General features: G+C 71.8%; 18 protein-coding genes. 9 read left to right on the top strand and 9 right to left on the bottom strand.

Translation table 11 applies throughout. The features are described from left to right. On the top strand, positions 1 to 440 hold a 440-nt coding region (locus tag ACIBQZ_RS32110; RefSeq protein ID WP_396092569.1), incomplete at its 5' end, for an IS5 family transposase. A gap of 17 nt (positions 441 to 457) precedes the next feature. Here the strand turns inward: ACIBQZ_RS32110 and ACIBQZ_RS32105 are convergent. Further along, positions 458 to 1384, bottom strand: a complete 927-nt coding sequence (locus ACIBQZ_RS32105) for an alpha/beta hydrolase family protein (protein ID WP_396092568.1) — start codon at positions 1382 to 1384, stop codon at positions 458 to 460. Positions 1385 to 1605: 221 nt separating this feature from the next. Further along, on the bottom strand, positions 1606 to 2148 hold the full coding sequence (locus ACIBQZ_RS32100) for a nucleotidyltransferase domain-containing protein (protein WP_396092567.1): 543 nt from the start codon (positions 2146 to 2148) through the stop codon (positions 1606 to 1608). Positions 2149 to 2274: 126 nt separating this feature from the next. Between ACIBQZ_RS32100 and ACIBQZ_RS32095 the strand changes: the two genes are divergently transcribed. Next, the gene (locus ACIBQZ_RS32095) at positions 2275 to 2442 is read left to right on the top strand and encodes a hypothetical protein (protein ID WP_396092566.1); all 168 of its coding nucleotides are present in this window, start codon (positions 2275 to 2277) and stop codon (positions 2440 to 2442) included. 352 nt (positions 2443 to 2794) lie between these two features. On the opposite strand, the gene ACIBQZ_RS32090 is transcribed toward ACIBQZ_RS32095, so the two are convergent. Both ACIBQZ_RS32090 and pta read right to left on the bottom strand, forming a co-directional pair. Next, positions 2795 to 3943, bottom strand: coding sequence for an acetate/propionate family kinase (locus ACIBQZ_RS32090; RefSeq protein WP_396092565.1), 1149 nt, complete (start codon positions 3941 to 3943; stop codon positions 2795 to 2797). Continuing rightward, entirely contained in the window at positions 3940 to 6006 is a 2067-nt protein-coding gene (pta, locus tag ACIBQZ_RS32085) for a phosphate acetyltransferase (RefSeq protein WP_396092564.1), read from the bottom strand. The genes ACIBQZ_RS32090 and pta overlap by 4 nt, the downstream gene beginning before the upstream one ends. Positions 6007 to 6246: 240 nt before the next feature. Between pta and ACIBQZ_RS32080 the strand changes: the two genes are divergently transcribed. Then, complete coding sequence (locus ACIBQZ_RS32080; RefSeq protein ID WP_396092563.1) at positions 6247 to 8124, top strand: ABC transporter ATP-binding protein; 1878 nt, start codon at positions 6247 to 6249, stop codon at positions 8122 to 8124. Further along, positions 8117 to 9904 carry an ABC transporter ATP-binding protein gene (locus ACIBQZ_RS32075; RefSeq protein ID WP_396092562.1) on the top strand — a complete coding sequence of 596 codons (1788 nt, stop codon included), beginning with the start codon at positions 8117 to 8119 and terminating at the stop codon, positions 9902 to 9904. The genes ACIBQZ_RS32080 and ACIBQZ_RS32075 overlap by 8 nt, the downstream gene beginning before the upstream one ends. A 101-nt stretch (positions 9905 to 10005) precedes the next feature. Here ACIBQZ_RS32075 and ACIBQZ_RS32070 read toward each other — a convergent pair whose 3' ends face one another. The 5 genes from ACIBQZ_RS32070 to ACIBQZ_RS32050 form a co-directional block, all read right to left on the bottom strand. Continuing rightward, a complete protein-coding gene (locus tag ACIBQZ_RS32070) occupies positions 10006 to 10737 on the bottom strand; it encodes an AAA family ATPase (RefSeq protein ID WP_396092561.1) in 732 nt (243 codons plus the stop codon). A 138-nt stretch (positions 10738 to 10875) separates the two neighbouring features. Continuing rightward, on the bottom strand, positions 10876 to 11055 hold the full coding sequence (locus ACIBQZ_RS32065; RefSeq protein WP_212991121.1) for a DUF6104 family protein: 180 nt from the start codon (positions 11053 to 11055) through the stop codon (positions 10876 to 10878). Between the two features lie 59 nt (positions 11056 to 11114). Continuing rightward, entirely contained in the window at positions 11115 to 14879 is a 3765-nt protein-coding gene (locus tag ACIBQZ_RS32060; RefSeq protein WP_396092560.1) for a multifunctional oxoglutarate decarboxylase/oxoglutarate dehydrogenase thiamine pyrophosphate-binding subunit/dihydrolipoyllysine-residue succinyltransferase subunit, read from the bottom strand. Positions 14880 to 15001: 122 nt separating this feature from the next. After that, positions 15002 to 15832: an ABC transporter permease gene (locus tag ACIBQZ_RS32055; RefSeq protein ID WP_396092559.1), complete on the bottom strand. Its 831-nt coding sequence runs from the start codon at positions 15830 to 15832 to the stop codon at positions 15002 to 15004. After that, on the bottom strand, positions 15829 to 16746 hold the full coding sequence (locus ACIBQZ_RS32050; protein ID WP_396092558.1) for an ABC transporter ATP-binding protein: 918 nt from the start codon (positions 16744 to 16746) through the stop codon (positions 15829 to 15831). The genes ACIBQZ_RS32055 and ACIBQZ_RS32050 overlap by 4 nt, the downstream gene beginning before the upstream one ends. A gap of 156 nt (positions 16747 to 16902) precedes the next feature. Here ACIBQZ_RS32050 and ACIBQZ_RS32045 point away from each other — a divergent pair, with 156 nt between their 5' ends. The 5 genes from ACIBQZ_RS32045 (at position 16903) to ACIBQZ_RS32025 (ending at position 22634) form a co-directional block, all read left to right on the top strand. Further along, positions 16903 to 17667, top strand: a complete 765-nt coding sequence (locus ACIBQZ_RS32045) for a GNAT family N-acetyltransferase (RefSeq protein WP_396092557.1) — start codon at positions 16903 to 16905, stop codon at positions 17665 to 17667. Next, the gene (locus ACIBQZ_RS32040; protein ID WP_396092556.1) at positions 17664 to 18479 is read left to right on the top strand and encodes a lysophospholipid acyltransferase family protein; all 816 of its coding nucleotides are present in this window, start codon (positions 17664 to 17666) and stop codon (positions 18477 to 18479) included. Before ACIBQZ_RS32045 ends, ACIBQZ_RS32040 begins: the two co-directional genes overlap by 4 nt. A 67-nt stretch (positions 18480 to 18546) precedes the next feature. Continuing rightward, positions 18547 to 19263 (top strand): response regulator transcription factor, encoded by a 717-nt coding sequence (locus ACIBQZ_RS32035; RefSeq protein ID WP_396092555.1) that lies wholly within the window; start codon positions 18547 to 18549, stop codon positions 19261 to 19263. A gap of 13 nt (positions 19264 to 19276) precedes the next feature. Further along, the gene (locus ACIBQZ_RS32030) at positions 19277 to 20833 is read left to right on the top strand and encodes a sensor histidine kinase (RefSeq protein WP_396092578.1); all 1557 of its coding nucleotides are present in this window, start codon (positions 19277 to 19279) and stop codon (positions 20831 to 20833) included. Positions 20834 to 20912: 79 nt separating this feature from the next. After that, positions 20913 to 22634 carry a trypsin-like peptidase domain-containing protein gene (locus tag ACIBQZ_RS32025; RefSeq protein ID WP_396092554.1) on the top strand — a complete coding sequence of 574 codons (1722 nt, stop codon included), beginning with the start codon at positions 20913 to 20915 and terminating at the stop codon, positions 22632 to 22634. Positions 22635 to 22818: the final 184 nt, after the last annotated feature.

Below are 22818 nucleotides of genomic sequence, written 5' to 3'. Positions count from 1 at the left end.
TTCATCTGGGTTGTGAGCAGGGTCAGAAGCCGTTGTCGGTGGTGCTGACCGCCGGGCAGCGTGGTGACAGCCCGCAGTTCACGACGGTGTTGGACGGTATCCGGGTCAAGCGGGCCGGTGGTGGCCGGCCGAGGACCCGCCCGGATCGGGTCCTGGCCGACAAGGCGTACACGTCGAAGGCGAACCGGGAGTACCTGCGTAAGCGGGGTATCAAGGCGTGCATCCCGGTCAAGGCCGATCAGGTGGCGAACCGTCGTAAGAAGGGCTCGAAGGGCGGACGGCCTCCGTCGTTCGACCCGCAGTTGTACAAGCAGCGTCACGCGGTCGAGTGCGGTATCAACCGACTGAAACGCAATCGGGCCGTGGCCACCCGCTACGACAAACTCGCCGTCCGGTACGAGGCCACCGTCCAGATCGCCGCAATCAACGAGTGGCTATGACACTTTCTAAACACGACCTAAAGGGTGCTGTCGAGGTTGTCGCGCCGCTCCAGCCGCTTCAGCGCGCCGGCGTCGCCGTAGAGGCTCCACCGCCAGAAGTCGGTCGAGGAATCGATCATCAGGGTGAACTGCTTGCCGCTGGACACGATGTGACCGGCGGTGGGCAGCGTGAGCAGGGCCTTGGACCAGGGCACGGCCTTGAAGGCGGCGAGCCCGTCGGCGTACGGCACGGTCCGGTCGAGCTTGCCGTGCACGAAGAGCACCGGAACGGCCGGGCCGGTGAAGGTGCCGGGCAGCGCGACCCGGCCGGCGAGGACCACCGCGGCGGCGAGCCGATCGTCCCGGGTGCCGCTGAGCATCCCCAGCGTGGTGATCCCGCCGGCGGAGTGCCCGGCCGCGGCGACGTGGTCCGGATCGAGGCGGCCCGCCAGCGGATCGCCCTTCTTGCTGCCGAGGTCGAGGACCTTGGTGAGCACGTACGAGGCGTCGGCCGGCTGGTTGAGCACATCGGTGTAGTCGATCTTGGTCCCGGCGGAGGTGTGCGGATAGGCGGGCGCGGCGACGACGAACCCGGCCCGTGCCCACGGGGTCAGGAGGTCGTTGTAGTCGCTGGGCCGGCCGGTGAGCCCATGGCTGAACACGATCACGGGGAACGGGCCCTTGCCGGTGGCGGGGAACCAGACGGTGGTGGGCAGCGGACGGCCCTTGCCGCGGCTGAGCTGGAGCTTGCGGGTCTTGACGGAGAACGCCTTGGCCGGCGCCGTACCGCGGGTCGGCTTGGCGCTCAGGCTCGGGATCGCGCTCGGTGCCGCGCTCAGGTTCGCGTTTTGCGAGGCGGCCGGGGCTGCCGGCGTGGGCTCCCCGCCCGAGTCGGCGGAGCACGAGGTGAGTGCGCCGGTCGCGCAGGCGGCGGCGAGCAAAAGCGCGAATGTACGGCGTCCCATCTGATCATTGTGCCCGGCTCATGGTGACGGGCCTTCTCCCGGTCTCCCGGCGGGCTGATACCGCGCGTCTCCCAGCAGTTGGCGTCGCGTGCATTCCGGCGGGTGAGTGCCGCGTGTCCCGCGGCGGGTGGTGCCGCGTCTCTCAGGCCGTGAGGTGCGCATGTCTCCCGGCGGTGGTGCCGCGTGTCCCGCGGCGGGTGGTGCCGCGCGTCTCGCGGCGGTCAGGGCCGCGTCTCTCGGCGGCCGGCGTCGTGTCTCTCCGCGGTCAGGGCCGCGCGGAGGAGGGCGATGTCCGCGCGGTCCTTGTCGCGGCGGGGGAGGCCCGGCACCCAGACCGGCATCATCTCCTTGATCTCGATCTGGGCGCGCGGGTTCACTATCGGGCAGACGAGGTCCCCGATCCGGCCGGGCGGTCCGTCCAGCAGGTCCGGCGGCCAGCGGGCGCCCGCATACGGCCCGGCGGGCACGGTCGGGCAGCCGCCGGGGTCCCGGCCCAGGAGCGTGACCTGCACGTCCAGGTCGTCCGGCCCGAGCAGGTCCCGCTGCAGTGCGTCGTTGCCGGGCAACGGCCGATAGCCGAGCCCGGCCAGCCGCGCGACGATGCGGTCCGCGTCGTCGGCCCGGCAGAAGAAGTCGATGTCCCGGTGCGGGCGGGTCACCCGGCCGAGGAAGAAGTCCATCGCCCAGCCGCCACGCAACCACAGCGCGCCGTCGACGGCCCGGACGATGCCGGCAATCGCCCGCAGCTGATGATCGGCGTCCATCGGTGGAGCGTAGCCAAGCGGGACACACCCACGAACGGGTGATATTTCCGCGGCCGGGGAGTATGCCCTGCTAGGAGGCTGAGACAGACTGTCGCGGGGGTGCCGGGCTTCGCTATGGTCGTGCGCATGCCTGACAACACCGTCGACCCGAGCGGCAACACCGAGGCGTTCCGCGCCTTCACGCAGAGCACTCCGCAGGAGCCGCCAGCCGCCTCCAAGACCCCGCTGATCATCGGCGCCGGTGCGGTCGCGATCGTTCTGATCGCGCTGATCGCCTGGCTGGCCCTGGGCTGACCAGGACCGAGCCGACCTACCTGGGCTGTGCGCGGGCCGGGGCGCCGACGGGTGAAACCCGTCGCGCCCGGCCCGCCCGGCTTCCACCAGACCGGACCACCGGCCCGCCCGGCTTCCACCAGACCGGACCACCGGCCCGCCCGGCTTCCACCAGACCGGACCACCGGCCCGGCCGGCTTCCACCCAGACCGGACCACCGGCCCGGCCGGCTTCCACCCAGACCGGACCACCGGCCCGGCCCGCTCAGTCGGTGGCCGGCCTGCCCGGCTTGCTCCGAACCTGCCCTGCCGGTTCGCCCGCTCAGCCGGCATCCAGCCCGCCTTGCGCCGAACCCGCCCCCCGGTCCGCCCGTTCAGCCGGCGGCCGGCTGTCCGCCTTCTCCGGCCGCGGGCGGATGCGCCGCGAGCTCGGCCGTGACCTGCTGGGCGATCTCCAGCTCCTCGTCCGTCGCGATCACGCACACCGCCACCGGCGACCCGTCCGGGGAGATGATCTGGTCGCGGCTTTCGTTGCGGGTCTTGTCGACCGTGATGCCCAGCCCGGACAGCCCCGACAGGGCCGCCGCCCGGACCACCGGTGAGTTCTGGCCCACCCCCGCGGTGAAGGTGATCGCGTCGGCACCGCCCAGGACGGCGAGGTACATGCCGACGTACTCCTTGATCCGTCGGCAGTAGACATCGAGGGCCCGCGTGGCCGCCGGGTCGCCGGCCTCCACGCGCTTCTCGATCGTCCGCATGTCGTTCTCGCCCGTCAGGCCCTGCATGCCCGCCGAGCGGATCAGCGAGCGTTCGATCTCGTCGATCGGCAGGCCGGCGACGCGGTGCAGGTGGAAGATCACCGTGGGGTCGATGTCGCCGCTGCGGGTGCCCATCACCAGGCCGGACTGCGGTGACATGCCCATCGAGGTGGCCACGCTGTGCCCGCCGGAGACCGCACAGGCGCTCGCGCCGTTGCCCAGGTGCAGGGTGATCACCCTGGCCTGGTCCGCGGGCAGGCCGAGCAGCTCGGCGGTCTGCCGGGCCACGTACGCGTGTGACGTGCCGTGGAAGCCGTAGCGGCGGATCTGCCAGCGCTCGGCCAGGGCCGCGTCCATCGCGTACGTCACGCCCTCCGGCGGGATCGTCTGGTGGAACGCGGTGTCGAAGACCGCGACCTGCGGGACCTCCGGCAGCAGCTTGCGGGCCACCGCGATGCCGCTGAGCGCCGCGGGATTGTGCAGCGGCGCCAGGGGCACGAGCCGCTCGATCACCGCGACCACCTCGTCGTCGATGACCGTGGGCCGGCTGAACTCGCTGCCGCCGTGCACCGCCCGATGGCCGACCGCGCCGAGGTCGGTCAGGTCGATGCCGGCCATCACCTGCTGGAGGGCCGCCTCGTGGTCGCTCGCGTCGCCGCCGGCCTCCCCGATCCGTTCGACCAGGCCCTTGGCCAGCGTCTCGGTGCCGTCGAAGAGGCGGTACTTGACCGAGGACGAGCCCGTGTTGAGCACCAGAATCTTCATGAGCCGGCCTGGATCGCCGTGATCGCCACCGTGTTGACGATGTCCTTGACCGTCGCGCCGCGGGACAGGTCGTTGACCGGGCGGCGCAGGCCCTGCATCACCGGGCCGACCGCGACCGCGTGCGCCGAGCGCTGCACGGCCTTGTAGGTGTTGTTGCCGGAACTGAGATCCGGGAAGACGAACACCGTGGCCTTGCCTGCCACCATGCTCTCCGGCAGCTTGGTCGCGGCCACTCCGGGATCGATCGCAGCGTCGTACTGGATGGGACCCTCCACGGGCAGATCGGGGCGGCGCTCGCGGACGATCTTCGTCGCGGCGGCCACCTTTTCCACATCGGCGCCCGTGCCCGAGCTGCCGGTCGAATAGGACAACATGGCGACCCGCGGCTCGATGCCGAACGCGGCGGCCGTCTGCGCGGACGACAGCGCGATGTCGGCGAGCTGGGCCGCGTCCGGATCGGGGTTGACCGCGCAGTCGCCGTAGACCAGCACCCGGTCGGCGAGCAGCATGAAGAACACGCTGGACGCGACCGACACCTCGGGCACCGTCTTGATGATCTCGAACGCGGGCCGGATGGTGGCGGCGGTGGTGTGGTTGGCCCCGGAGACCATGCCGTCGGCCCGCCCGGTGGCGACCATCATCGTGCCGAAGTAGTTGACGTCGCGGACCACGTCGTACGCCAGGTCCAGCGTGACGGCCCGGTGTTTGCGCAGTTCCGCGTACCGTTCGGCGAAGTCGTCGCGCCACTCGCTTTCGGCCGGGTCGATCAGCCGGGCCCCGCCGATCTCGACGCCGAGCTCGCGCGCCCGGCGGGCGATCTCGGCGGGGTCGCCGAGCAGCGTCAGCTCGGCGACGCCGCGGCGCAGCAGGGTCTCGGTCGCGCGCAGGATCCGCTCGTCGGTGCCCTCGGGCAGCACCAGGTGCCTGCGGTCGGCGCGGGCGCGTTCGATCAGGTCGTTCTCGAACATCAGCGGGGTCACCCGGCTGGACCGGGTCACGTCGAGCAACCGGGTCAGCTCGGTGGTGTCCACGTGCTTCTCGAAGGCGCCGAGCGCCGCCTCCACCTTGCGCGGGGTGGCCAGGCTGAGCTTGGCCTCGATCCGGCCGGCCGCGCTGATCGTGTGGTAGCTGTCGGACTGCACCACCAGTATCGCCAGGCCGGTGTTGAGCCGCTCGATGACCCGGACGGCGCGCGGGTCGGGGAACTCGCCGATGGTCAGCACCAGCCCGGCAAGCGTCACGTTGCCGGCGGCGTGCGCGGCACTCGCGGCGACGAGCAGGTCGGCCCGGTCGCCCGGCGTGATGATCAGAGCCCCGTCGGTGAGGTGGTCGAGCACCGCCGGCACGTGCGCCGCGCCGACGATGTAGTCGAGCACGTCCCGGTCGAGCGCGGCCTCGCTGCCGGTGACCACGGTCGCGTCGAGCGCGGCGGCGACCTCCGCGACGGTCGGGGCGGCGATCCCGGGGATCTCGGGGATGGCCCAGACCGGCACCGGCAGCCCGTTGGGCGTGCCGGCCCCTTCGGGCACCCGGTTGGCGATCACGGCCAGCACGGTCGCATCCAGATCCACAAGCGAGTGGTACGCGGACCCGACCGCGGCCTGCAGATCGGTGCGCCGGCCCTGCCCACCCACGACGGGCACGACCACGCTGCCGAACTCGTTGGCGAGCCGGGCGTTGATGGCCAGCTCGCGGGGCAGCTCGTCGTGTCCCTCCTCCTGGCCGTCGGAGAAGTCGCTGCCGATCACGACCATGGAGGCGCCCCGGCGCTCGACCTCGCGATAACGCTCGACGATCCGGGAGATGAGCTCCTCGCGCTTGCCGTCGGCCACCAGCGCGGCCGCCTCGGCGGCGGTGACCCCGAACGAGTCCGCATACGGGGCGACGACCGGGTAGCGGCTGGTGAGCAGGGTCAGCAGCGGGTCGTCGCCGTGTCCCGGGACCACCGGCCGGAAGACCCCGATCCGGGCGACCTGCCGGGACAGCAACTCCACCAGCCCCAGCGCGACCGTGCTCTTTCCGACGCCAGGGCCTAACCCGGCCACGTACACGCTGCTCGTCACGTCCTCAACCTACCGGCCCGGGTGGGGTCCCGCCCGGGGTCGCCGGACCCTGTGGATAACGGTCCTTCGGCCCGGTTGTCCACAGGCCGCGGGAATCGGGACGACGTCCCCGCACCGGCCTCGGTAGGTTGCCGTATCGACGACACGCGGGGGTGGGCGATGGCAGGCGACGAGGTCGACAGATCGGTATGGCGGGAGTTCACCGCGGGCATGGGGGGCCGATGGGCCCAGCGTCGCGCCATGCTGCGGTTGCTGCCCCGCGGTGGTCCGGCCGTGGTCGGCAGCGCCGTGTTGCTGCAGGTCATAGCCGGTCTGCTGCCCGTCGGCTTCGTGCTGGCGACGGCCTGGGTGATCGCCGGGGTGCCGGCCGCGGTCGCCGGTGGGGTGGCGTCGGCCGCGTGGCTCGACCTGCGGGGTCATCTGATCGCCGCGGCCGCGATCTTCTTCGCCATCCAGCTGGCGCTGCCGGTCCAGGCGTTCCTCGGCGAGCTGGTCCGCCGGCGCATCGACGACCTGGTTCGCGATCAGCTGATGGCGGATTCCTTCCGCGGCTCCGGCATCGCGGTCCTGGAGGACCCCGAGGTGCTCGACCAGGCCGCCGACGGTGTCTCGTTGCTGCGGTTCGCGGACTGGACGCCGGGCGCCGCCTGCGCCGGCTTCATGGCTCTGCTCTCCCGCTACCTGCAGACCGTGGCTGCCGTGGTCGTCGTCGCGGTGGTGTACGCATGGTGGGCGGCGCTCGCGATCCTGCTGGCCGGCCTGGACATCCGGTTCGGTTACCGGATCGGCCTGTCCGTCTTCGGCCGCATCTTCATGTCGCAGCAGCGCACCCGGCGGCGGCGTTTCTACTTCCGGGACCTGCTCTTCACTCCGGTCGCGGCCAAGGAGATCCGGGTGTTCGGCCTGCTCGACTGGGTCGGCGACCGCTACGCGGACGCGTTCATGGCGAGCTCGATCCCGGTCTGGCAGCAGCGCCGGCGGATCTTCTCCGGACCGTACGTGCTCTATACACTCCTCGCGTTTGTGCTGCTCGGGGGTGCGCTGGCGGCGGCGGCGCGGGACACCGCCGAGGGTGTCCTGGGCATCGGTGCCTTCCTGATCGTGATGCAGGCGGCGCTCTCCTCGGTCCGGATCGGCGCGTTCATCGCGGAGTCCGACGTGCAGACCGAGTACGGCATGAACGCCCAGCAGGCCCTGCGCCGCCTCGGCGAGCTGACCACCGCGGCGGCCGGTCCGGGCGGCGGCGAGGTCCCGGCGGCCGACCTGCCGATCCGGGAGCTCCGGTTCGAGCAGGTCACCTTCCGCTACACGCCGGAGTCGCCGCTCGTGCTCGACCGGCTCGACCTGGTCATCCCGGCCGGCAGCGCAACGGCCATCGTCGGCCTCAACGGTGCGGGCAAGACCACGCTGGTCAAGCTGCTCGCCCGCCTCTACGAGCCGGAATCCGGCCGGATCACCGCCGACGGGGTGGACATCCGGACCTTCGACGGCGCCGCCTGGCAGCGCCGGGTGGCCGCGATCTTCCAGGACTTCGTGCACTTCGAGCTGCCGGTCCGCGACAACGTCGGCTTCGGCGCCGCGGAGCTGCACGACGACGCCGCGATCGAGGACGCCCTGAGCCGCGCCGGCGCCCTGGAGTTCGTCCGGCGGCTGCCGATCGGGCTCGACACCCCGCTCTCCCGGCAGTACACGGACGGCGCCGACCTCTCCGGTGGCCAATGGCAGCGCATCGCCATCGCCCGGGCCCTGATCGCCGTGCAGGGCGGCGCCCGGGTGCTGGTGCTGGACGAGCCGACCGCGAGCCTGGACGCGCGCGCCGAGGTGGCGTTCTTCTCCCGCTTCCTCGATCTGACCCGGGGCGCGACCAGCCTGGTGATCTCGCACCGCTTCTCCACGGTCCGCCGCGCCGACCGGATCGCGGTGCTGGAGCACGGCCGTGTGCTGGAATCCGGCACCCACGACGAGCTGCTCGCCGCCGGCGGCCGGTATGCGGAGCTGTTCACCCTGCAAGCCGCCCGCTTCGCGGAAGAGCCGGCGGAGGGGGAGTCCGTCGAAAGCGACCGCGCGGACGACGGGCCGGTGCACGACGAGCTGATCGGGGAGGCCGCTGATGCGTGACCTATGGCTGGGTATCACCGGAGTGCTCCGCTCGACCTGGCGGGCGAGCCCCGGCCGGCTGCTGATCTCGGCCTTCCTCATGCTGCTCGGCAACATCAGCGCGCCGCTGATCGCCGTCTTCCTCGCGATCACCACGGACGCCGCGCTGGGCAACGACACCACCGCGGCGGCCTGGGCGGCTGCCGCCGTCGCCGTGGTCGCGTTGACCAGCCTCACCATGGAGCACTTCGCGCACATCTTCTTCTTCGAGCTGGCCGACCTGCACCACCTGCGGATCGAGCGGCAGATCGGCGATCTCGCGCACCGCACGGCCGGCCTCGACCAGCACGAGCGGCAGGACAACGCCGACCGGATGGAGTTGCTGCGCAAGGAGAGCTGGGAGATCGCCGCGGGCGTGCAGACCGTACTCACCGCCATCACCCTGTCCGTCCAAATCGTGTTGACGGCTGTGCTGCTCGCGCGGCTGGAGCCGTGGCTGCTGTTGTTGCCGCTCTTTGCCGTACCCCCGCTCGTCGCCGGCCGGATCGGCGAGGCGCGCCTGGAGCGGGCCGAGCTCGCCACCGCTGAATCCCGGCGGCTCGGCTGGCACCTGCTGGAGCTGGCGGTGAGCCCGGCCGCCGCCAAGGAGATCAGGCTGTTCGGGTTGCAGCGGACGCTGCGGCAGCGGCAGGCCGCCGCGCGCCGACGGGAGGAGGTCCCGCTGCGCCGCGCCGAGCTGACCGGTCTCGGCCTGCGGCTGGCCGGGCAGCTCGTGTTCGCGATCGGGTACGTGACCGCCGTGGTCGTCGTGGTCCGGTCCGCGATCGCGGGGGAGCAGTCGGTTGGCGCCGTCGTCCTGGTCATCACGCTGGCCGTGCAGACCAACGCCCAGGCGGCCGGCGCTGTGGCGGTCGCCGGCGCGCTCCAGCGCAACGCCCGGGCGCTGGCCCGGGTGCGCTGGCTGAGTCGCGAATCGGCCCGGTCCGCGGACCCGATCGTGCCGGACCACCCGGTGCCGGCCACCCTGCGCGACGGGATCGACCTCGACGGCGTCGCGTTCCGCTATCCCGGCACCGAGGCCGACGTGCTGCGCGACGTGACCGTCCGGATCCCGGCCGGGGCCACCGTGGCCATCGTCGGCGACAACGGCGCGGGCAAGTCGACGCTGGTCAAGCTGCTGTGCCGGTTCTACCGACCGACGGCCGGCACGATCCGCGTCGACGGCGTGGATCTGCGCCGGATCGACCCCGGCGGCTGGCGCGGGCGGATCGCGGCGGGGTTCCAGGACTTCGTGCAGCTCGACGCCCCGGCCCGGGAGAGCATCGGCGTGGGCGACCTGCCCCGCATCGAGGATCGGGCGGCGGTCACCGCGGCAGTGCACCGGGCGGACGCGCAGGCGGTCATCGACCGGCTTCCGGACGGGCTGGACTCCCACCTCGGCAAGTCCTACGAGGACGGCGAGGAGCTCTCCGGCGGCCAGTGGCAGCGGGTGGCGCTGAGCCGGGCGATGATGCGCGACGAGCCGCTCCTGCTGCTGCTGGACGAGCCGACGGCGGCGCTTGACCCACTGACCGAGCACGCCCTCTTCGAGCGGTACGCACAGTCCGCCCGCGACGTGGGCCGCCGGACCGGCGGCATCACCGTGCTGGTGTCCCACCGCTTCTCCACGGTGCGAATGGCCGACCTGATCCTGGTGGTCGCGGACGGCCGGATCGCCGAGGCGGGCAGCCACCAGGAGCTGATGGCCCGCGACGGCCTCTACGCCGAGCTGTTCACCCTACAGGCAGCGGCCTATCGGTGAGCAGAGCCATCAGCGAGCGGTTGCCGGCCGGCTCGGCGACCGTGCGGAGAAACGCGCGGCTGCCCGTGTTGCGCGAAACGCAGGGCGGGACTGGCGGCCGCTCAGAGCAGCGCGCGCAGATAGCTGTCCGGCCGGTCCAGGAAGCGCCGCCAGTGCGCCACGATCTCCAGATCGCCCCAGGCCACCTTGCGGATGCCGGCCTCGCTGAGCTCCAGGATCGTCGCGCCCGGCAGTGCCGTCAGCAGCGGCGAGTGGGTCGCCACCACCACCTGGGCGCCTGCGTCGCGCAGCCCGTCCAGCCGGGACAGCAACCCCAGCGTCGAGGTGAACGACAGCGGCGCTTCCGGCTCGTCCATCAGGTAGAAGCCGTAGCCGCGGAACTTGCGGTCGAGCAACTCCAGGAAGCCTTCGCCGTGGCTGCGGTCGTGCAGGTCCTGGTCCGGCCCGCCGGGCAGGTCCTCCAGGTACGTGTACAGCCCGTGCATGGTCTCGGCCCGCAGGAAGTACGAGTTCACGGCCCGCCCGGGGGTGCGGACGACCCGCAGCACCGAGCCCAGCGGCGACTCGGTCTCCCGGGTGCTGTGCCGCGCCGACCTGGAGCCGCCCTCGGGGTTGAGCCCGTGCACCGCGGCCAGCGCCTCGATCAGCGTCGACTTGCCTGAGCCGTTCTCGCCGACCAGGAACGTCACGCCGGCCGGGATGTTCAGGCCCCGTTCCAGGATCGCGGCGATGGCCGGAATCCTGGCCCACCACGCCTGCCGGTCGACCTCGACGGCGCCGTCCACCTCGACCCGCCGGATCGGGCGACCGGCCTCCCTGCCCACCGCGACCATGCCTCAACCTAGCCCGCGCCGCGTCGGCCGCCACGGTCTGCCGATGACGATTGTCAGGCCTGCCCCTGCCGGCAGAGCCAACCGAAGGGCATGATCATCGACCGGCCTGACCGCGAGGTGGCTCAGTCGCGCCGTGCCCTACTCGTCGTCGTCCTCGTCGTCGCGGGCCAGCCAGGTGGCGAAGCGTTCGATCGCCGTTTCGAACTCCGGGTGCGCGTCGACGAAGTTCTTCAGCTGGTCGCCGACCCATTCCAGGGTCACGGACTCCTCGCCGCGCCGCTCGACCAGTTCCTCGATGCCACGATCCGTGAAGTACATGTCCGGATAGTAAGCGGGGGCGCCCCGCCGCAGCGGAGCGCCCCCGGTTTCTCAGTGCGTCACGGGCGGGGCAGGGCCGCCTCGACCAGCGCGTTCTGCTCGGCGTCGTGCAGCTTGGCCGAGCCGACCGCGGGGGCCGCCGCGGCGGGCCGGGAGATCCGGCGCAGCCGGACGCCCTCGAGGTGTTCGAGCAGGTTCAGTGCCACGAACGACCAGGCGCCCTGGTTGGCCGGCTCCTCCTGGACCCACGCGAAGTCCTCCGCGTTCGGGTACTTGGCCAGTTCCGCCTTCAGCTCCTCGACGGGCAGCGGGTAGACCTGCTCCATCCGGATGATCGCCGTGTCGGTGTTGCCGCGCTCGGCGCGGGCCTGGAACAGGTCGTAGTAGACCTTGCCCGAGCAGAGCAGCACCCGCTTCACCGCGCCGGCGTCCAGCGGCGAGCCGTTGACGCCGGCGTCCCCGATGATCGGCTGGAACCGGCCGGTGGTGAAGTCGGCCACCGACGAGACCGCCAGCTTGTGCCGCAGCAGCGACTTCGGCGAGAAGACGATCAGCGGCTTGCGCTTGGGCGACAGTGCCTGGCGGCGCAGCAGGTGGAAGTAGTTCGCCGGGGTCGTCGGGTTGGCCACCCGCATGTTGTCCTGGGCGCAGAGCTGCAGGAACCGCTCCGGGCGGCCGGACGAGTGGTCCGGGCCCTGGCCCTCCTGGCCGTGCGGGAGCAGCAGCACCAGCGACGACTGCTGGCCCCACTTCACTTCGCCGGAGGAGATGAACTCGTCCACGATCGACTGGGCGCCGTTGACGAAGTCACCGAACTGGGCCTCCCACAGCACCAGCGCCTCGGGGTTCTCGACCGAGTAGCCGTACTCGAAGCCCATCGCCGCATACTCGCTGAGCAGCGAGTCGTGGGCGAAGAAGCGGGCGTTGCCGGTCGCCAGCGTGGAGAGCGGCAGGAAGTCGTTGCCCGTCTTCGAGTCCACGATGGCGGCGTGCCGCGAGGTGAACGTGCCGCGGCGCGAGTCCTGGCCGGCCAGCCGCACCGTGACGCCCTGGCTCAGCAGCGAGCCGAACGCGATCAGCTCGCCCATGCCCCAGTCGATGCCGCCGTCGGCGGACATCTTGGCGCGCCGGTCCAGCAGCTGCTGGACCCGCTTGTGCGGGGTGAAGCCCTCCGGCAGGTCCAGGTGGGCCTGGCCCACCGCGCGTACGCCGGCCGCGTCGATCGCGGTGTCGACCTGCGGGTCCGGCTCGTCCGTGGCGGACCGCTGGGCCCGCGGCGGGGAGCCGGCGGTGTCCCGGGTGTCCTTGAAGACCTTCTCCAGCTGGGACTGGTAGTCGCGCAGCTGCTCCTGGGCGTCGTCCAGGGTCAGGTCGCCGCGGCCGATCAGCTCCTCGGTGTAGAGCTTGCGGACCGAGCGCTTGGTGTCGATGATCTGGTACATCCGCGGGTTGGTCATCGACGGGTCGTCGCCCTCGTTGTGCCCGCGGCGGCGGTAGCAGACCATGTCGATGACAACGTCCTTGTTGAACGCCTGGCGGTATTCGAACGCCAGCCGGGCCACCCGGACCACGGCCTCGGGGTCGTCGCCGTTCACGTGGAAGATCGGCGCCTGGATCATGCGGGCCACGTCGGTCGAGTACAGCGAGGAGCGGCTGTACTCCGGGGCGGTGGTGAAGCCGACCTGGTTGTTGACGACCACGTGCACCGTGCCGCCGGTGCGGTAGCCGCGCAGCTGGGAGAGGTTCAGCGTCTCGGCGACCACGCCCTGGCCGGCGAACGCGGCGTCGCCGTGGATCAGGACCGGCAGCACCGTGTAGCCGTGCAGGCCCAGGTCGAGGCGGTCCTGCTTGGCGCGGACGATGCCCTCGAGCACCGGGTCCACAGCCTCCAGGTGGGACGGGTTGGCCACCACGCTGACGGTGGTCGCGCTCTCGCCGTCCGGCGTCGTGTACTTGCCGGTCTGGCCCAGGTGGTACTTGACGTCACCGGAGCCGTGTGCCGACTTCGGGTCCATCTGACCCTCGAACTCGTTGAAGATCTTCCCGTACGGCTTGCCGACGATGTTCGCGAGCACGTTGAGCCGGCCGCGGTGCGCCATGCCGATGACCATCTCGTCGAGGCCACCCTCGGCGGACGCCTGCAGCACCTCGTCCAGCAGCGGGATCAGCGACTCGCCACCCTCCAGCGAGAAGCGCTTCTGCCCGACGTACTTGGTCTGCAGGAACGTCTCGAAGGCCTCGGCCGCGTTCAGCCGGTTGAGCACGTGCTTCTGCTCCTCCGGCGACGGCTTGGTGTACTTGATCTCGATCCGGTCCTGGATCCAGCGCCGCTCCTCGGGGCCCTGGATGTGCATGTACTCGATGCCCACGCGCCGGCAGTAGGTGTCGCGCAGCACGCCGAGCACGTCGCGCAGCTTCATCTTCTGCTTGCCGGCGAAGCCGCCGACCGGGAACGTGCGGTCCAGGTCCCACAGGGTCAGCCCGTGCTGGAGCACGTCCAGGTCGGGGTGCCGGCGGATCTCGAACTCCAGCGGGTCGGTGTCGGCCATCAGGTGGCCGCGCACCCGGTACGCGTGGATCAGCTCGACCACCCGCGCGGCCTTGTCGATCTGCCCCTCGGAGGTCCGCGCCACGTCCCGCACCCAGCGCACCGGCTCGTACGGGATCCGCAGCGAGGTGAAGATGTCGTCGTAGAAGCCGTGCTCGCCGAGCAGGAACTCGTGCATGGCCTTCAGGAACTCGCCGGACTGTGCGCCCTGGATGACCCGGTGGTCGTAGGTGCTGGTCAGCGTGGTGACCTTGCTGACGCCGTGCTCGGTGAGCGTCTCGTCGGACATGCCCGAGTAGGGCGCCGGATACTCCATCGCGCCCACGCCGATGATGGCGCTCTGCCCGGCCATCAGGCGCGGGATGGAGTGCACGGTGCCGATGCCGCCGGGGTTGGTCAGCGAGATCGTGGTGCCGGCGTAGTCGTCCATGGTCAGCTCGTTGCGGCGGGCCCGGCGGACCACGTCCTCGTACGCCTGCCAGAACTTGCGGAAGTCCATCCGCTCGCAGTTCTTGATGGACGGCACGACCAGCGTGCGGGTGCCGTCCTTCTTGGCGAGGTCGATGGCGATGCCCAGGTTGATGTGCTCGGGCGCGACCATGGCCGGCTTGCCGTCCACCTCGGCGAAGGAGTTGTTCATCTCCGGGTGGGCCAGCACCGACCGGACCAGCGCCCAGCCGATCAGGTGGGTGAAGCTGACCTTGCCACCGCGCCCGCGGGCGAGGTGGTTGTTGATCACGATGCGGTTGTCGACCAGCAGCTTCGCCGGGACGGCGCGCACCGACGTCGCGGTGGGCACCTCCAGCGAGGCGTCCATGTTCTGCACGATCCGGGCGGCCACGCCACGCAGCGTCGTGACCTTGGCACCGCTCGCGGGCGCCGGAACCTGCGCGGGCTTGGCCGGGGCCGCCTTCGCCGCGGCGGGCTTGGCGGGCTCGGCTGCCGGCTTGGCGGCCGGAGCCGGGGCGGGCGCCGCCGGCACGGTCGGCTTCTCGGGCGCGATGGTCGCGGCAGCGGGAGCATCGGTGCCGGCCTTGGCGGCGGTGGCCTTCGCGTTGGCCGCGGTGGCCTCGTCGGGCGTCGCGATCGAGCCCGAGGCCATCGCCGGCTTGTAGTCGGCGAAGAAATCGTGCCAGGCCGGGTCGACGCTGCTCGGGTCGGCCAGGTAGCGCTGGTACATCTCGTCGACGATCCACTCGTTGGGACCGAAGTCCGCGAGCGGATTCTCATGCGAAGTCTGCTGGGTCGACACTTCCGTGTTCGCCTCTTTCACCATGTTGTCAGCACGCGACGTTCGTCACACGGGACGGGGTTGGGATCGCCGTCAAGGCTACGCCGTGAGATTTCCCCGGCCATCCGGACGTCCGGTCTGTGACCAACTTATGGGGTGAAGAAGGCTCAGGCGATGTCACGCCGCCGCATCAACCAGGTGCCCAGCCCGCCGGCGACCACCGCGTAGCCGATCAGCACCGCCGCGCCGACCCAGCGGGGCGGGTTGCCGGGCAGCTCGGTGCCGGAGACCATCAGCTGCGACGCCAGCGGCGGGACCAGCACCTGGAGCTTGCCGAACCACTCGCCGAGCCGCGGGGTGAGCAGGAAGAACAGGATCGAGGCGCCGAAGTAGCCGAGCACGTAGCCGGTGCTCAGCGCGATGGTGGCGCCGACCTGGCTGCGGATCAGCACCCCCGCGCCCACGCCGAGGACCGCCCACAGCACGTACGCCAGCCCGTTGAGCCCGATGGCCCGCCAGATCGCCGGCTCGCCGAGCTGCGGGCCGACGTCCAGCGCGTTCAGGATGAACGGCACGAAGACCAGGTTGAGCAGGCTGGTGACCAGCCAGAAGCCGATGCCGAGCAGGGTCGAGGCGATCAGCTTGGCGAGCACCACGGACTCCCGGCGCGGGGTCACCAGGAAGGTGGTGGTGGCCGTCTGGTGGAAGAACTCGTTGGTGACCACGATCGCGGCCAGCAGCATCACCATCAGCACGCCGAAGAACTGGCCGCTGGTGTAAAGGTTCGACGCCACGTTGACGGCCTGGTTGGCGACCCGGACCTGCTCCGCCTGGTCGGGCGAGAGGCCCTGCTCGGCCGGGTCCACCCCGGCGTTGATCGAGCTGCCGGCCCAGTTGGTCAGCAGCGTCGCCGCCCACAGCCCGAGCGTGATCAGCCCGAGGACCCACCAGGTCGAGGTGGACCGGATCTTGAAGAGTTCCGCCTTGACCAGCTTCATCGGATGCCCGCCTTTCCGGCCGTCAGCTGCAGGAAGACCTGCTCCAGGTCGGCGCGTTCGCCGGTGAGCTCGTGCAGCTCCACCGAGCTGGTGAAGGCCGCATGCCCCACGGCCGCCGGGTCCAGGCCGGCGACCAGCAGGGCGCCGTCGGGCAGCGGGGTCACGGTGGCGTTGTGCGCGGCGAGCGCCGCGGTCAGCTCCGCCGCCTGGGGGGTGCGGACCCGGACGTGGGTCATCCCGGCCATCGAGCCGAGCACCTCGTCGACCGGGCCCTGCCGGATCAGCCGGCCGGCCGCGATGATCACCACGTCGTCGGCGAGCTGCTGCATCTCGCCCAGCAGGTGGCTGGAGACCAGCACCGTACGGCCCTCGGCGGCGAGCGTCTTGAGCAGGTCGCGCATCCAGCGGATGCCCTCCGGGTCCAGGCCGTTGGCCGGCTCGTCGAGGATCAGCACCCGCGGGTTGCCCAGCAGCGCCGCGGCGATGCCCAGCCGCTGCTTCATGCCCAGCGAGTAGCCCTTGAACTTGCGTTTGGCCGCCGGGGTCAGGCCGACCTTGGCGAGCGCCTCGTCGGCGGCCTGCCAGGGCAGCCCGGCCGCGGTGCAGATCATCCGCAGGTGGTTGAGCCCGGACCGGCCCTTGTGCGCGCTGGAGGCCTCCAGCACCGCGCCGACGTGCCGGATCGGCTGCGCCAGGTCGATGTACCGGACGCCGCCGAAGGTGGCCGTGCCGGCGGTCGGGCTGACCAGGCCCAGCAGCATCCGCAGGGTGGTGGTCTTGCCCGCGCCGTTGGGGCCCAGGAAGCCGGTGACCCGGCCGGAGTGCACGGTGAACGAGAGATCGTCCACGGCACGTAGCGACTTGTAGAGTTTGGTGAGGTGGGAGACCACGATCTCCTCGGACCCGGCCGGCACGGTTGCTCCTCACTGATCGACTGGGGGTCAACCTACCGGTTCGCGGCGCTTCCGGGTGTCCGCCCGGCGGCGGCGTCCAGAGGCGTTCATGTCCGCGACATCCGGCGCCACCGGGAACGACACGCCGTCGGCAGACACGAGCCTTACACAGTTCTCATGACGGTACTCATGACCGCCGCCGCACCCACCGGGACCAGCGGCTACTCGCTCCTCATCGCCGACGACGCCAGCCAGGTCGCGGCCGCGCAGCGCCTGCGCCATGACGTCTTCGCCACCGAGCTCGGCGCCACGCTGCGCGGGGCCACCCCGGACGGCCGGGACACCGACGAGTTCGACGACTTCTGCGACCACCTGATCGTCCGGGACGACGCGAGCGGCCAGGTGGTCGGCACGTACCGGATGATGACCCCGAAGGCCGCCGAGCGCGCCGGGCGCCGCTACGGCGACGGCGAGTTCAACCTCAGCGGCCTGCGTCCGCTGCGCGACCAGCTGGTCGAGACCGGCCGCTCCTGCGTGCACCCGGACCACCGCTCCGGCGCCGTGGTCAACCTGATGTGGGCCGGCATCGCCCGCTACCTGCATCTGAACAACCTGCGCTGGCTCGCCGGCTGCGCCTCGGTCGGCCTGGACGACGGCGGGGCCACCGCGGCCGGGGTCTGGGCCCGGGTCGCCGCCCGGCACCTCTCGCCGCCCGCGCTGCGGGTCCAGCCGCGCCGGCCCTGGCTCGCCGGCACCGACCTGGTCGGCGACCCGAAGACGCAGCCCCCGCCGCTGCTCAAGGGCTATCTGCGGCTGGGCAGCTGGGTGTGCGGCGAGCCGGCCTACGACCCGGACTTCCAGTGCGCCGACTTCTACGTGCTGTTCTCCATGGACCGGATGGACCCGCGCTACCGGCGCCACTTCCTGGGTGCGACCCGATGACCGCACGTGACGAACTTCTCCCGGGTTTTCCGCCGCGGGTCAACGCGGTCTGGCAGCCGCGCTCCGCGTGCGGTCCGCAGTGCCGTCCGGCCGGGGCCCAGGCGGTGGGGGCGGGGACCGCGCTGGTGCGGTTGGCGGCGCTCTTCGGCGTACTGCTGGGCGCTCTGCTGCTCGTGCCGCTGCTGCGGCGCGCCGCCGCACGGACCGTGTCCCGCGGCATCCTCGCGGCCCTGGGGGTCGAGCTGGTGTGGCGCGGCCCGGCGCCGCGGCCCGGCAGCCTGCTGGTGGCCAACCACGTCTCCTGGCTGGACGTGGTCGCGCTGCTGGCGGTGACGCCGGTCCGGCTGGTCGCCAAGCACGACGTGCGGTCGTGGCCCGGGCTGGGCGCGCTGGCCGCGCTGACCGGGTCGATCTTCGTCGACCGGTCCCGGCCGAAACGCCTGCCCACGACGGTGGCCGAGGTGGCTGCCGCGCTGCGCGCCGGTCGTTCGGTCGCGGTCTTTCCGGAGGGTACGACGTTCTGCGGCGCCGAGCGGGGGCGCTTCCGGCCCGCCGTGTTCCAGGCGGCGGTGGACGCGGGTGCCCCGGTCGTGCCGATCGCCATCCGGTACGGGTCCCCGGACGCGTCCTTCGTCGGCGACGACACGCTGTGGTCCTCGGTCCGCCGGGTGGCCGGCCTGCGCGGGCTGACCGTGACGTTGATCGGCTCGCCGGCGCTGCGACCCGAGCCGGGCGCGGACCGGCGGGCGCTGGCCCGGGCGGCCCAGGCGTCGGCGGGGCTGCGGTCCGCCACTTTTGATCTCGCCGCCTAGCAGGCTCACAGAAAACTTTCAGGCACTGTGCAGCGGGATGGCAGCGACCTGGACGAGGATGGGGGGCATGGCCGCCACCCAGACCCCGGGAAAGCAGAGCGAGGCGAAGCTCCTCGTCGTCGAGGACGACGCGAACATCCTTGAGCTGCTCTCCGCCAGCCTGCGCTTCGCGGGCTTCGACGTCAGCACCGCGACCAGCGGAAGCGCCGCCGTCAGCGCGGCCAAGAACGCCACTCCCGACCTCGTCGTCCTCGACGTGATGCTGCCCGACCTCGACGGTTTTGAGGTCATCCGGCTCATGCGCGAGGGCGGCGCCCGTACGCCCGTGGTCTTCCTGACCGCCCGCGACGGCACCGACGACAAGATCCGCGGCCTGACCCTGGGCGGCGACGACTACGTGACCAAGCCGTTCAGCCTGGAGGAGCTCACCGCCCGGATCCGGGCCGTGCTGCGCCGCACCAGCGCCGGCGACGAGGAGCCCTCGCGCCTGGTCTTCGCCGACCTCGAGCTGGACGAGGAGACGCACGAGGTCTACCGGGCCGGCCAGCGGGTCCAGCTGTCGCCGACCGAGTTCAAGCTGCTGCGCTACCTGATGCTCAACGCCAACCGGGTGCTCTCCAAGGCGCAGATCCTGGACCACGTCTGGAAGTACGATTTCCGGGGTGACGACAACATCGTCGAGTCGTACATCTCGTACCTGCGGCGCAAGGTGGACAACGTGCAGCCCCGGCTGATCCACACGCTGCGCGGCGTCGGCTACGTGCTGCGCAAACCCGCGGCATGAGCCACTCGTGTCCCTGACCATCGCCGACCGGGTCCGCGGCTACGTCCCGGAGACCAGCCTGCGGCGCATCCCGCTGCTCACCAAGCTGGTCGCGGCGGTGCTGGTGCTGGTGCTGGCGGCGCTCACGCTGATCAGCGCCGCGAGCACGTACGCGCTGCACAGCTACATGATCGGCCGGCTGGACGCGGGGCTGGTCCGGTTCACCGAGACGCTGGCGAGCCTCAAGGGCAACGAGGAACTGCGCCTGCCGACCGACTACTACGTCTACGCCACCACGATCGACGGCGTCGGCAACCCGGACTACCTCAAGTACGACTACGCGCTCAAGCCCAGCCAGCTGCCCCCGCTGGTGAAGGGCCTGGAGCAGGTCAACAAGCACGTGGACCGGCCGTTCACGGTGAAGTCCCCGGACGGCACCGTGGTCTGGCGGATGCTGATCACCTACATCGACAACGGCACCGTGCTGCACACCGGGCAGCGGCTGCTCGGCATCGACGAGGCGATCAGCCGGCTGATCTGGGTCGACATCCTGGTCGGCGCCGGAGTGCTGTTCGCGCTCGCGGCGATCGGCGCGGCGATCGTGCGGCAGAGCCTCATCCCGCTGGTGCAGATAGAACGCACCGCGGCGGCGATCGCGGCCGGTGATCTCACCCAGCGGGTCCCCGATCCCGAGCCCGACGAGGGCGAACCCAAGACCGAGCTGGGCCGGCTGTCCCGGGCCCTGAACGCCATGCTGGCCCAGATCGAGGCCGCCTTCACCGCCCGGGCGCTGTCCGAGACCGCGGCCCGCGCCGCGGAGTCCCAGGCCCGCGACGCCGCCGAGGCCGCGCAGATCTCCGAGGCCCGCGCGGTGCGCTCGGAACAGAAGATGCGGCAGTTCGTCGCGGACGCCTCGCACGAGCTGCGCACGCCGCTGACCTCCATCCGCGGTTTCGCCGAGCTGTACCGGCAGGGTGCGGTCGCGAGCCCGGAGGACGTCGCCAAGCTGGTCCGCCGGATCGAGGACGAGGCCGCCCGGATGGGCCTGCTGGTCGAGGACCTGCTGCTGCTCGCCCGGCTGGACCGGGAACGCCCGGTCACGCTGGCCCCGGTGGAGCTGCCGGTGCTGGCGATGGACGCGGTGCAGGCGGCGCAGGCGACCGCCCCGGAACGCAAGATCCGGCTGGACGTGCGGGAGTCGCCGGAGCGGCTGGTCGCGTACGGCGACGACGCGCGGCTGCGCCAGGTGATCGGTAACCTGATGACCAACGCGCTGGTGCACACCCCGCCGGACGCCTCGGTGACCCTCGCCCTCTACCCGGAATCGGGCAACCGCGCCGTCATCGAGATCAGCGACACCGGGCCCGGGCTCTCCGAGGAGCAGCGCGACCACGTGTTCGAGCGCTTCTACCGGGTCGACGAGGCCCGGACCCGGCGCACCGACCGCGCGGCCACCGGCACCGGGCTGGGGCTGGCCATCGTGGCGGCGATCGTACGGGCCCACCACGGCACTGTGGAGGTGCTGAGTGAACCCGGCAAGGGCGCGACGTTCCGGGTCACTTTGCCCGCTCTGGAACCGGACGAGTCCTGAGTTTCCGGGCATCCCATTCACAGAAAACGTCCAGGGCCAGCACAGGTGAGTCGGAGCGGGCAGGGGCAATGTAGTGCCCATGAACGAGTACGAGACCGACCCGCAGCGGCACGAGAACTCCCCGTCCGAGGAGCAGTCGCACCGGCCCGCGGACGCCTCTCCCGCGAGCACCGGCCCGGAGCGGGGACAGTCCGACGTCACGGCCCAGCAGCCCGCGCTGAGCCAGCCGGCCGCCCCCCAGTCCGGTGCCCCCCAGTCCGGTGCCCCCCAGTCCGGTGCTCCGCAGTCCGGCATTCCGCAGTCCGGTATTCCGCAGTCCGGTATTCCGCAGTCCGGTATTCCGCAGTCCGGTGCTCCGCAGTCCGGTGCTCCGCAGTCCGGTGCTCCGCAGTCCGGTGCTCCGCAGCAGCCGGGTGGGTGGCTCGCGTCGCCCTGGCAGCGCGGCGGCCAGCCGCCGGCCCCGCAGTTCCCGGGCCAGCACGGCGGCCAGCACCCGGGCCAGCAGCCGCCCTACGGCCACCAGCAGTACCCGGGCCAGCCCCAGCAGCCCTACGCCGGTGCCTACGCCGGCCAGCCCCACCAGCAGTACGCCGCCCAGGGAGCGCCCGGCCAGCACGGCCCGTGGACGCCCGGCGCCGGCGTACCCCCGCAGTCGGAGGCCCCGGCGTGGGCCCAGGCCGTCGGCACCGAGCAGCGTGACCCCGCGCGGGCCGGCCGGGGCCGCAAGATCTTCGTGGCCGGCGCGGCCGCGGTGCTCATCGCCCTGGGCGCCGGCGGCGTCGGCGCGGCCACCGCGCTCGCGTTCGACGACGACAACGGCCGCACGACGGTGCAGACCGCCGACGCGTCGGTCAACCGCGTGGTCGACCGCTCGTCGCTGGCGCAGATCGTCTCCGCGGTGAAGGACAACGTCGTCTCGATCACCACGCAGAGCGGTGAGGGCTCCGGCGTGGTGATCAGCGCCGACGGCTACATCGTGACCAACAACCACGTGGTCGCCACCGCCACCGGCGACACGGTCACCGTGATCTTCGCGAACGGCAAGAAGGCGACCGCGAAGATCATCGGCACCGACCCGCGGACCGACCTGGCCGTGATCAAGGCAGAGGGCGTCTCCGACCTGTCCGCCGCGACGTTCGGCGACAGCTCGAAGATGCAGGTCGGCGACACCGTGCTGGCGCTGGGCAGCCCGCTCGGCCTGGAGGGCTCGGTCACCGAGGGCATCATCAGCGCCAAGGACCGCACCATCCAGTCCAGCAGCGAGGACCAGCAGACCCCGCAGAATCCGTTCGGCGGCCAGCAGCAACAGCAGCAGAGCGGCGGGACCACCTCGATGTCCGGGCTGCTGCAGACCGACGCCCCGATCAACCCGGGCAACTCCGGCGGCGCGCTGGTCAACACCAACGGCGAGGTGATCGGCATCAACTCGGCGATCGCCACCTCCGGGCAGGGCACCGGCAACATCGGCCTGGGCTTCGCGATCCCGAGCAACAAGGCCAAGGACGTCGCCGACGCGCTGATGGCCGGCAAGAAGGTCAGCCACCCGGCGCTGGGCGTCAGCGTCACCGAGGCCGAGGGCGGCGGGGCCCTGGTCAGCCAGGTCTCCCCGAGCAGCGCCGCGGCCAAGGCCGGCCTGCAGCAGGGCGACGTGATCACCTCGGTGAACGGCAAGGCCGTCAACGACTACGACGACCTGGCGGGCATCATCCAGGCCAACAAGGTCGGCGACAAGGTGACGGTCGAGTTCACCCGTAACGGCCAGCAGCAGACGGTCAGCGCGACGCTCGCCGAGGCCGCCTAGAACCAACCTGGTGCCGCCTGGGCCATCGGGCGGCACCACCTCCCCACCGCGGTGGGGGGGGGGGGGCCCCCGGGGGGGGGGGGGCCCCCCCCCCCCCCCCGCGGGGGTTCAGTTGTGGGTTATGCCGGCGCGTGGGGGGTGGGGGGGGGCGCGGGGGGGCCGGCCGCCCGCCCCGGGGCAGAGC

Origin of the sequence: Actinoplanes sp. NPDC049599, from assembly GCF_044465625.1 — a bacterium.
GTDB lineage: Bacteria > Actinomycetota > Actinomycetes > Mycobacteriales > Micromonosporaceae > Actinoplanes.
Note: the sequence above shows the minus strand (reverse complement) of the source record. Positions and strands in the feature narration are given on the sequence as shown.

Excerpts from the sequence above, each read along its gene's own strand:
- ACIBQZ_RS32070 (WP_396092561.1), bottom strand. The coding sequence starts at position 10,737 with ATGGTCGCGGTGGGCAGGGAGGCCGGTCGCCCGATCCGGCGGGTCGAG.
- ACIBQZ_RS32025 (WP_396092554.1), top strand. The coding sequence starts at position 20,913 with ATGAACGAGTACGAGACCGACCCGCAGCGGCACGAGAACTCCCCGTCC.
- ACIBQZ_RS32080 (WP_396092563.1), top strand. The coding sequence starts at position 6,247 with ATGCTGCGGTTGCTGCCCCGCGGTGGTCCGGCCGTGGTCGGCAGCGCC.
- ACIBQZ_RS32060 (WP_396092560.1), bottom strand. The coding sequence starts at position 14,879 with ATGGTGAAAGAGGCGAACACGGAAGTGTCGACCCAGCAGACTTCGCAT.
- ACIBQZ_RS32065 (WP_212991121.1), bottom strand. The coding sequence starts at position 11,055 with ATGTACTTCACGGATCGTGGCATCGAGGAACTGGTCGAGCGGCGCGGC.
- ACIBQZ_RS32040 (WP_396092556.1), top strand. The coding sequence starts at position 17,664 with ATGACCGCACGTGACGAACTTCTCCCGGGTTTTCCGCCGCGGGTCAAC.
- ACIBQZ_RS32035 (WP_396092555.1), top strand. The coding sequence starts at position 18,547 with ATGGCCGCCACCCAGACCCCGGGAAAGCAGAGCGAGGCGAAGCTCCTC.
- ACIBQZ_RS32045 (WP_396092557.1), top strand. The coding sequence starts at position 16,903 with ATGACGGTACTCATGACCGCCGCCGCACCCACCGGGACCAGCGGCTAC.
- ACIBQZ_RS32095 (WP_396092566.1), top strand. The coding sequence starts at position 2,275 with ATGCCTGACAACACCGTCGACCCGAGCGGCAACACCGAGGCGTTCCGC.
- ACIBQZ_RS32075 (WP_396092562.1), top strand. The coding sequence starts at position 8,117 with ATGCGTGACCTATGGCTGGGTATCACCGGAGTGCTCCGCTCGACCTGG.
- ACIBQZ_RS32105 (WP_396092568.1), bottom strand. The coding sequence starts at position 1,384 with ATGGGACGCCGTACATTCGCGCTTTTGCTCGCCGCCGCCTGCGCGACC.
- ACIBQZ_RS32090 (WP_396092565.1), bottom strand. The coding sequence starts at position 3,943 with ATGAAGATTCTGGTGCTCAACACGGGCTCGTCCTCGGTCAAGTACCGC.
- ACIBQZ_RS32055 (WP_396092559.1), bottom strand. The coding sequence starts at position 15,832 with ATGAAGCTGGTCAAGGCGGAACTCTTCAAGATCCGGTCCACCTCGACC.
- ACIBQZ_RS32100 (WP_396092567.1), bottom strand. The coding sequence starts at position 2,148 with ATGGACGCCGATCATCAGCTGCGGGCGATTGCCGGCATCGTCCGGGCC.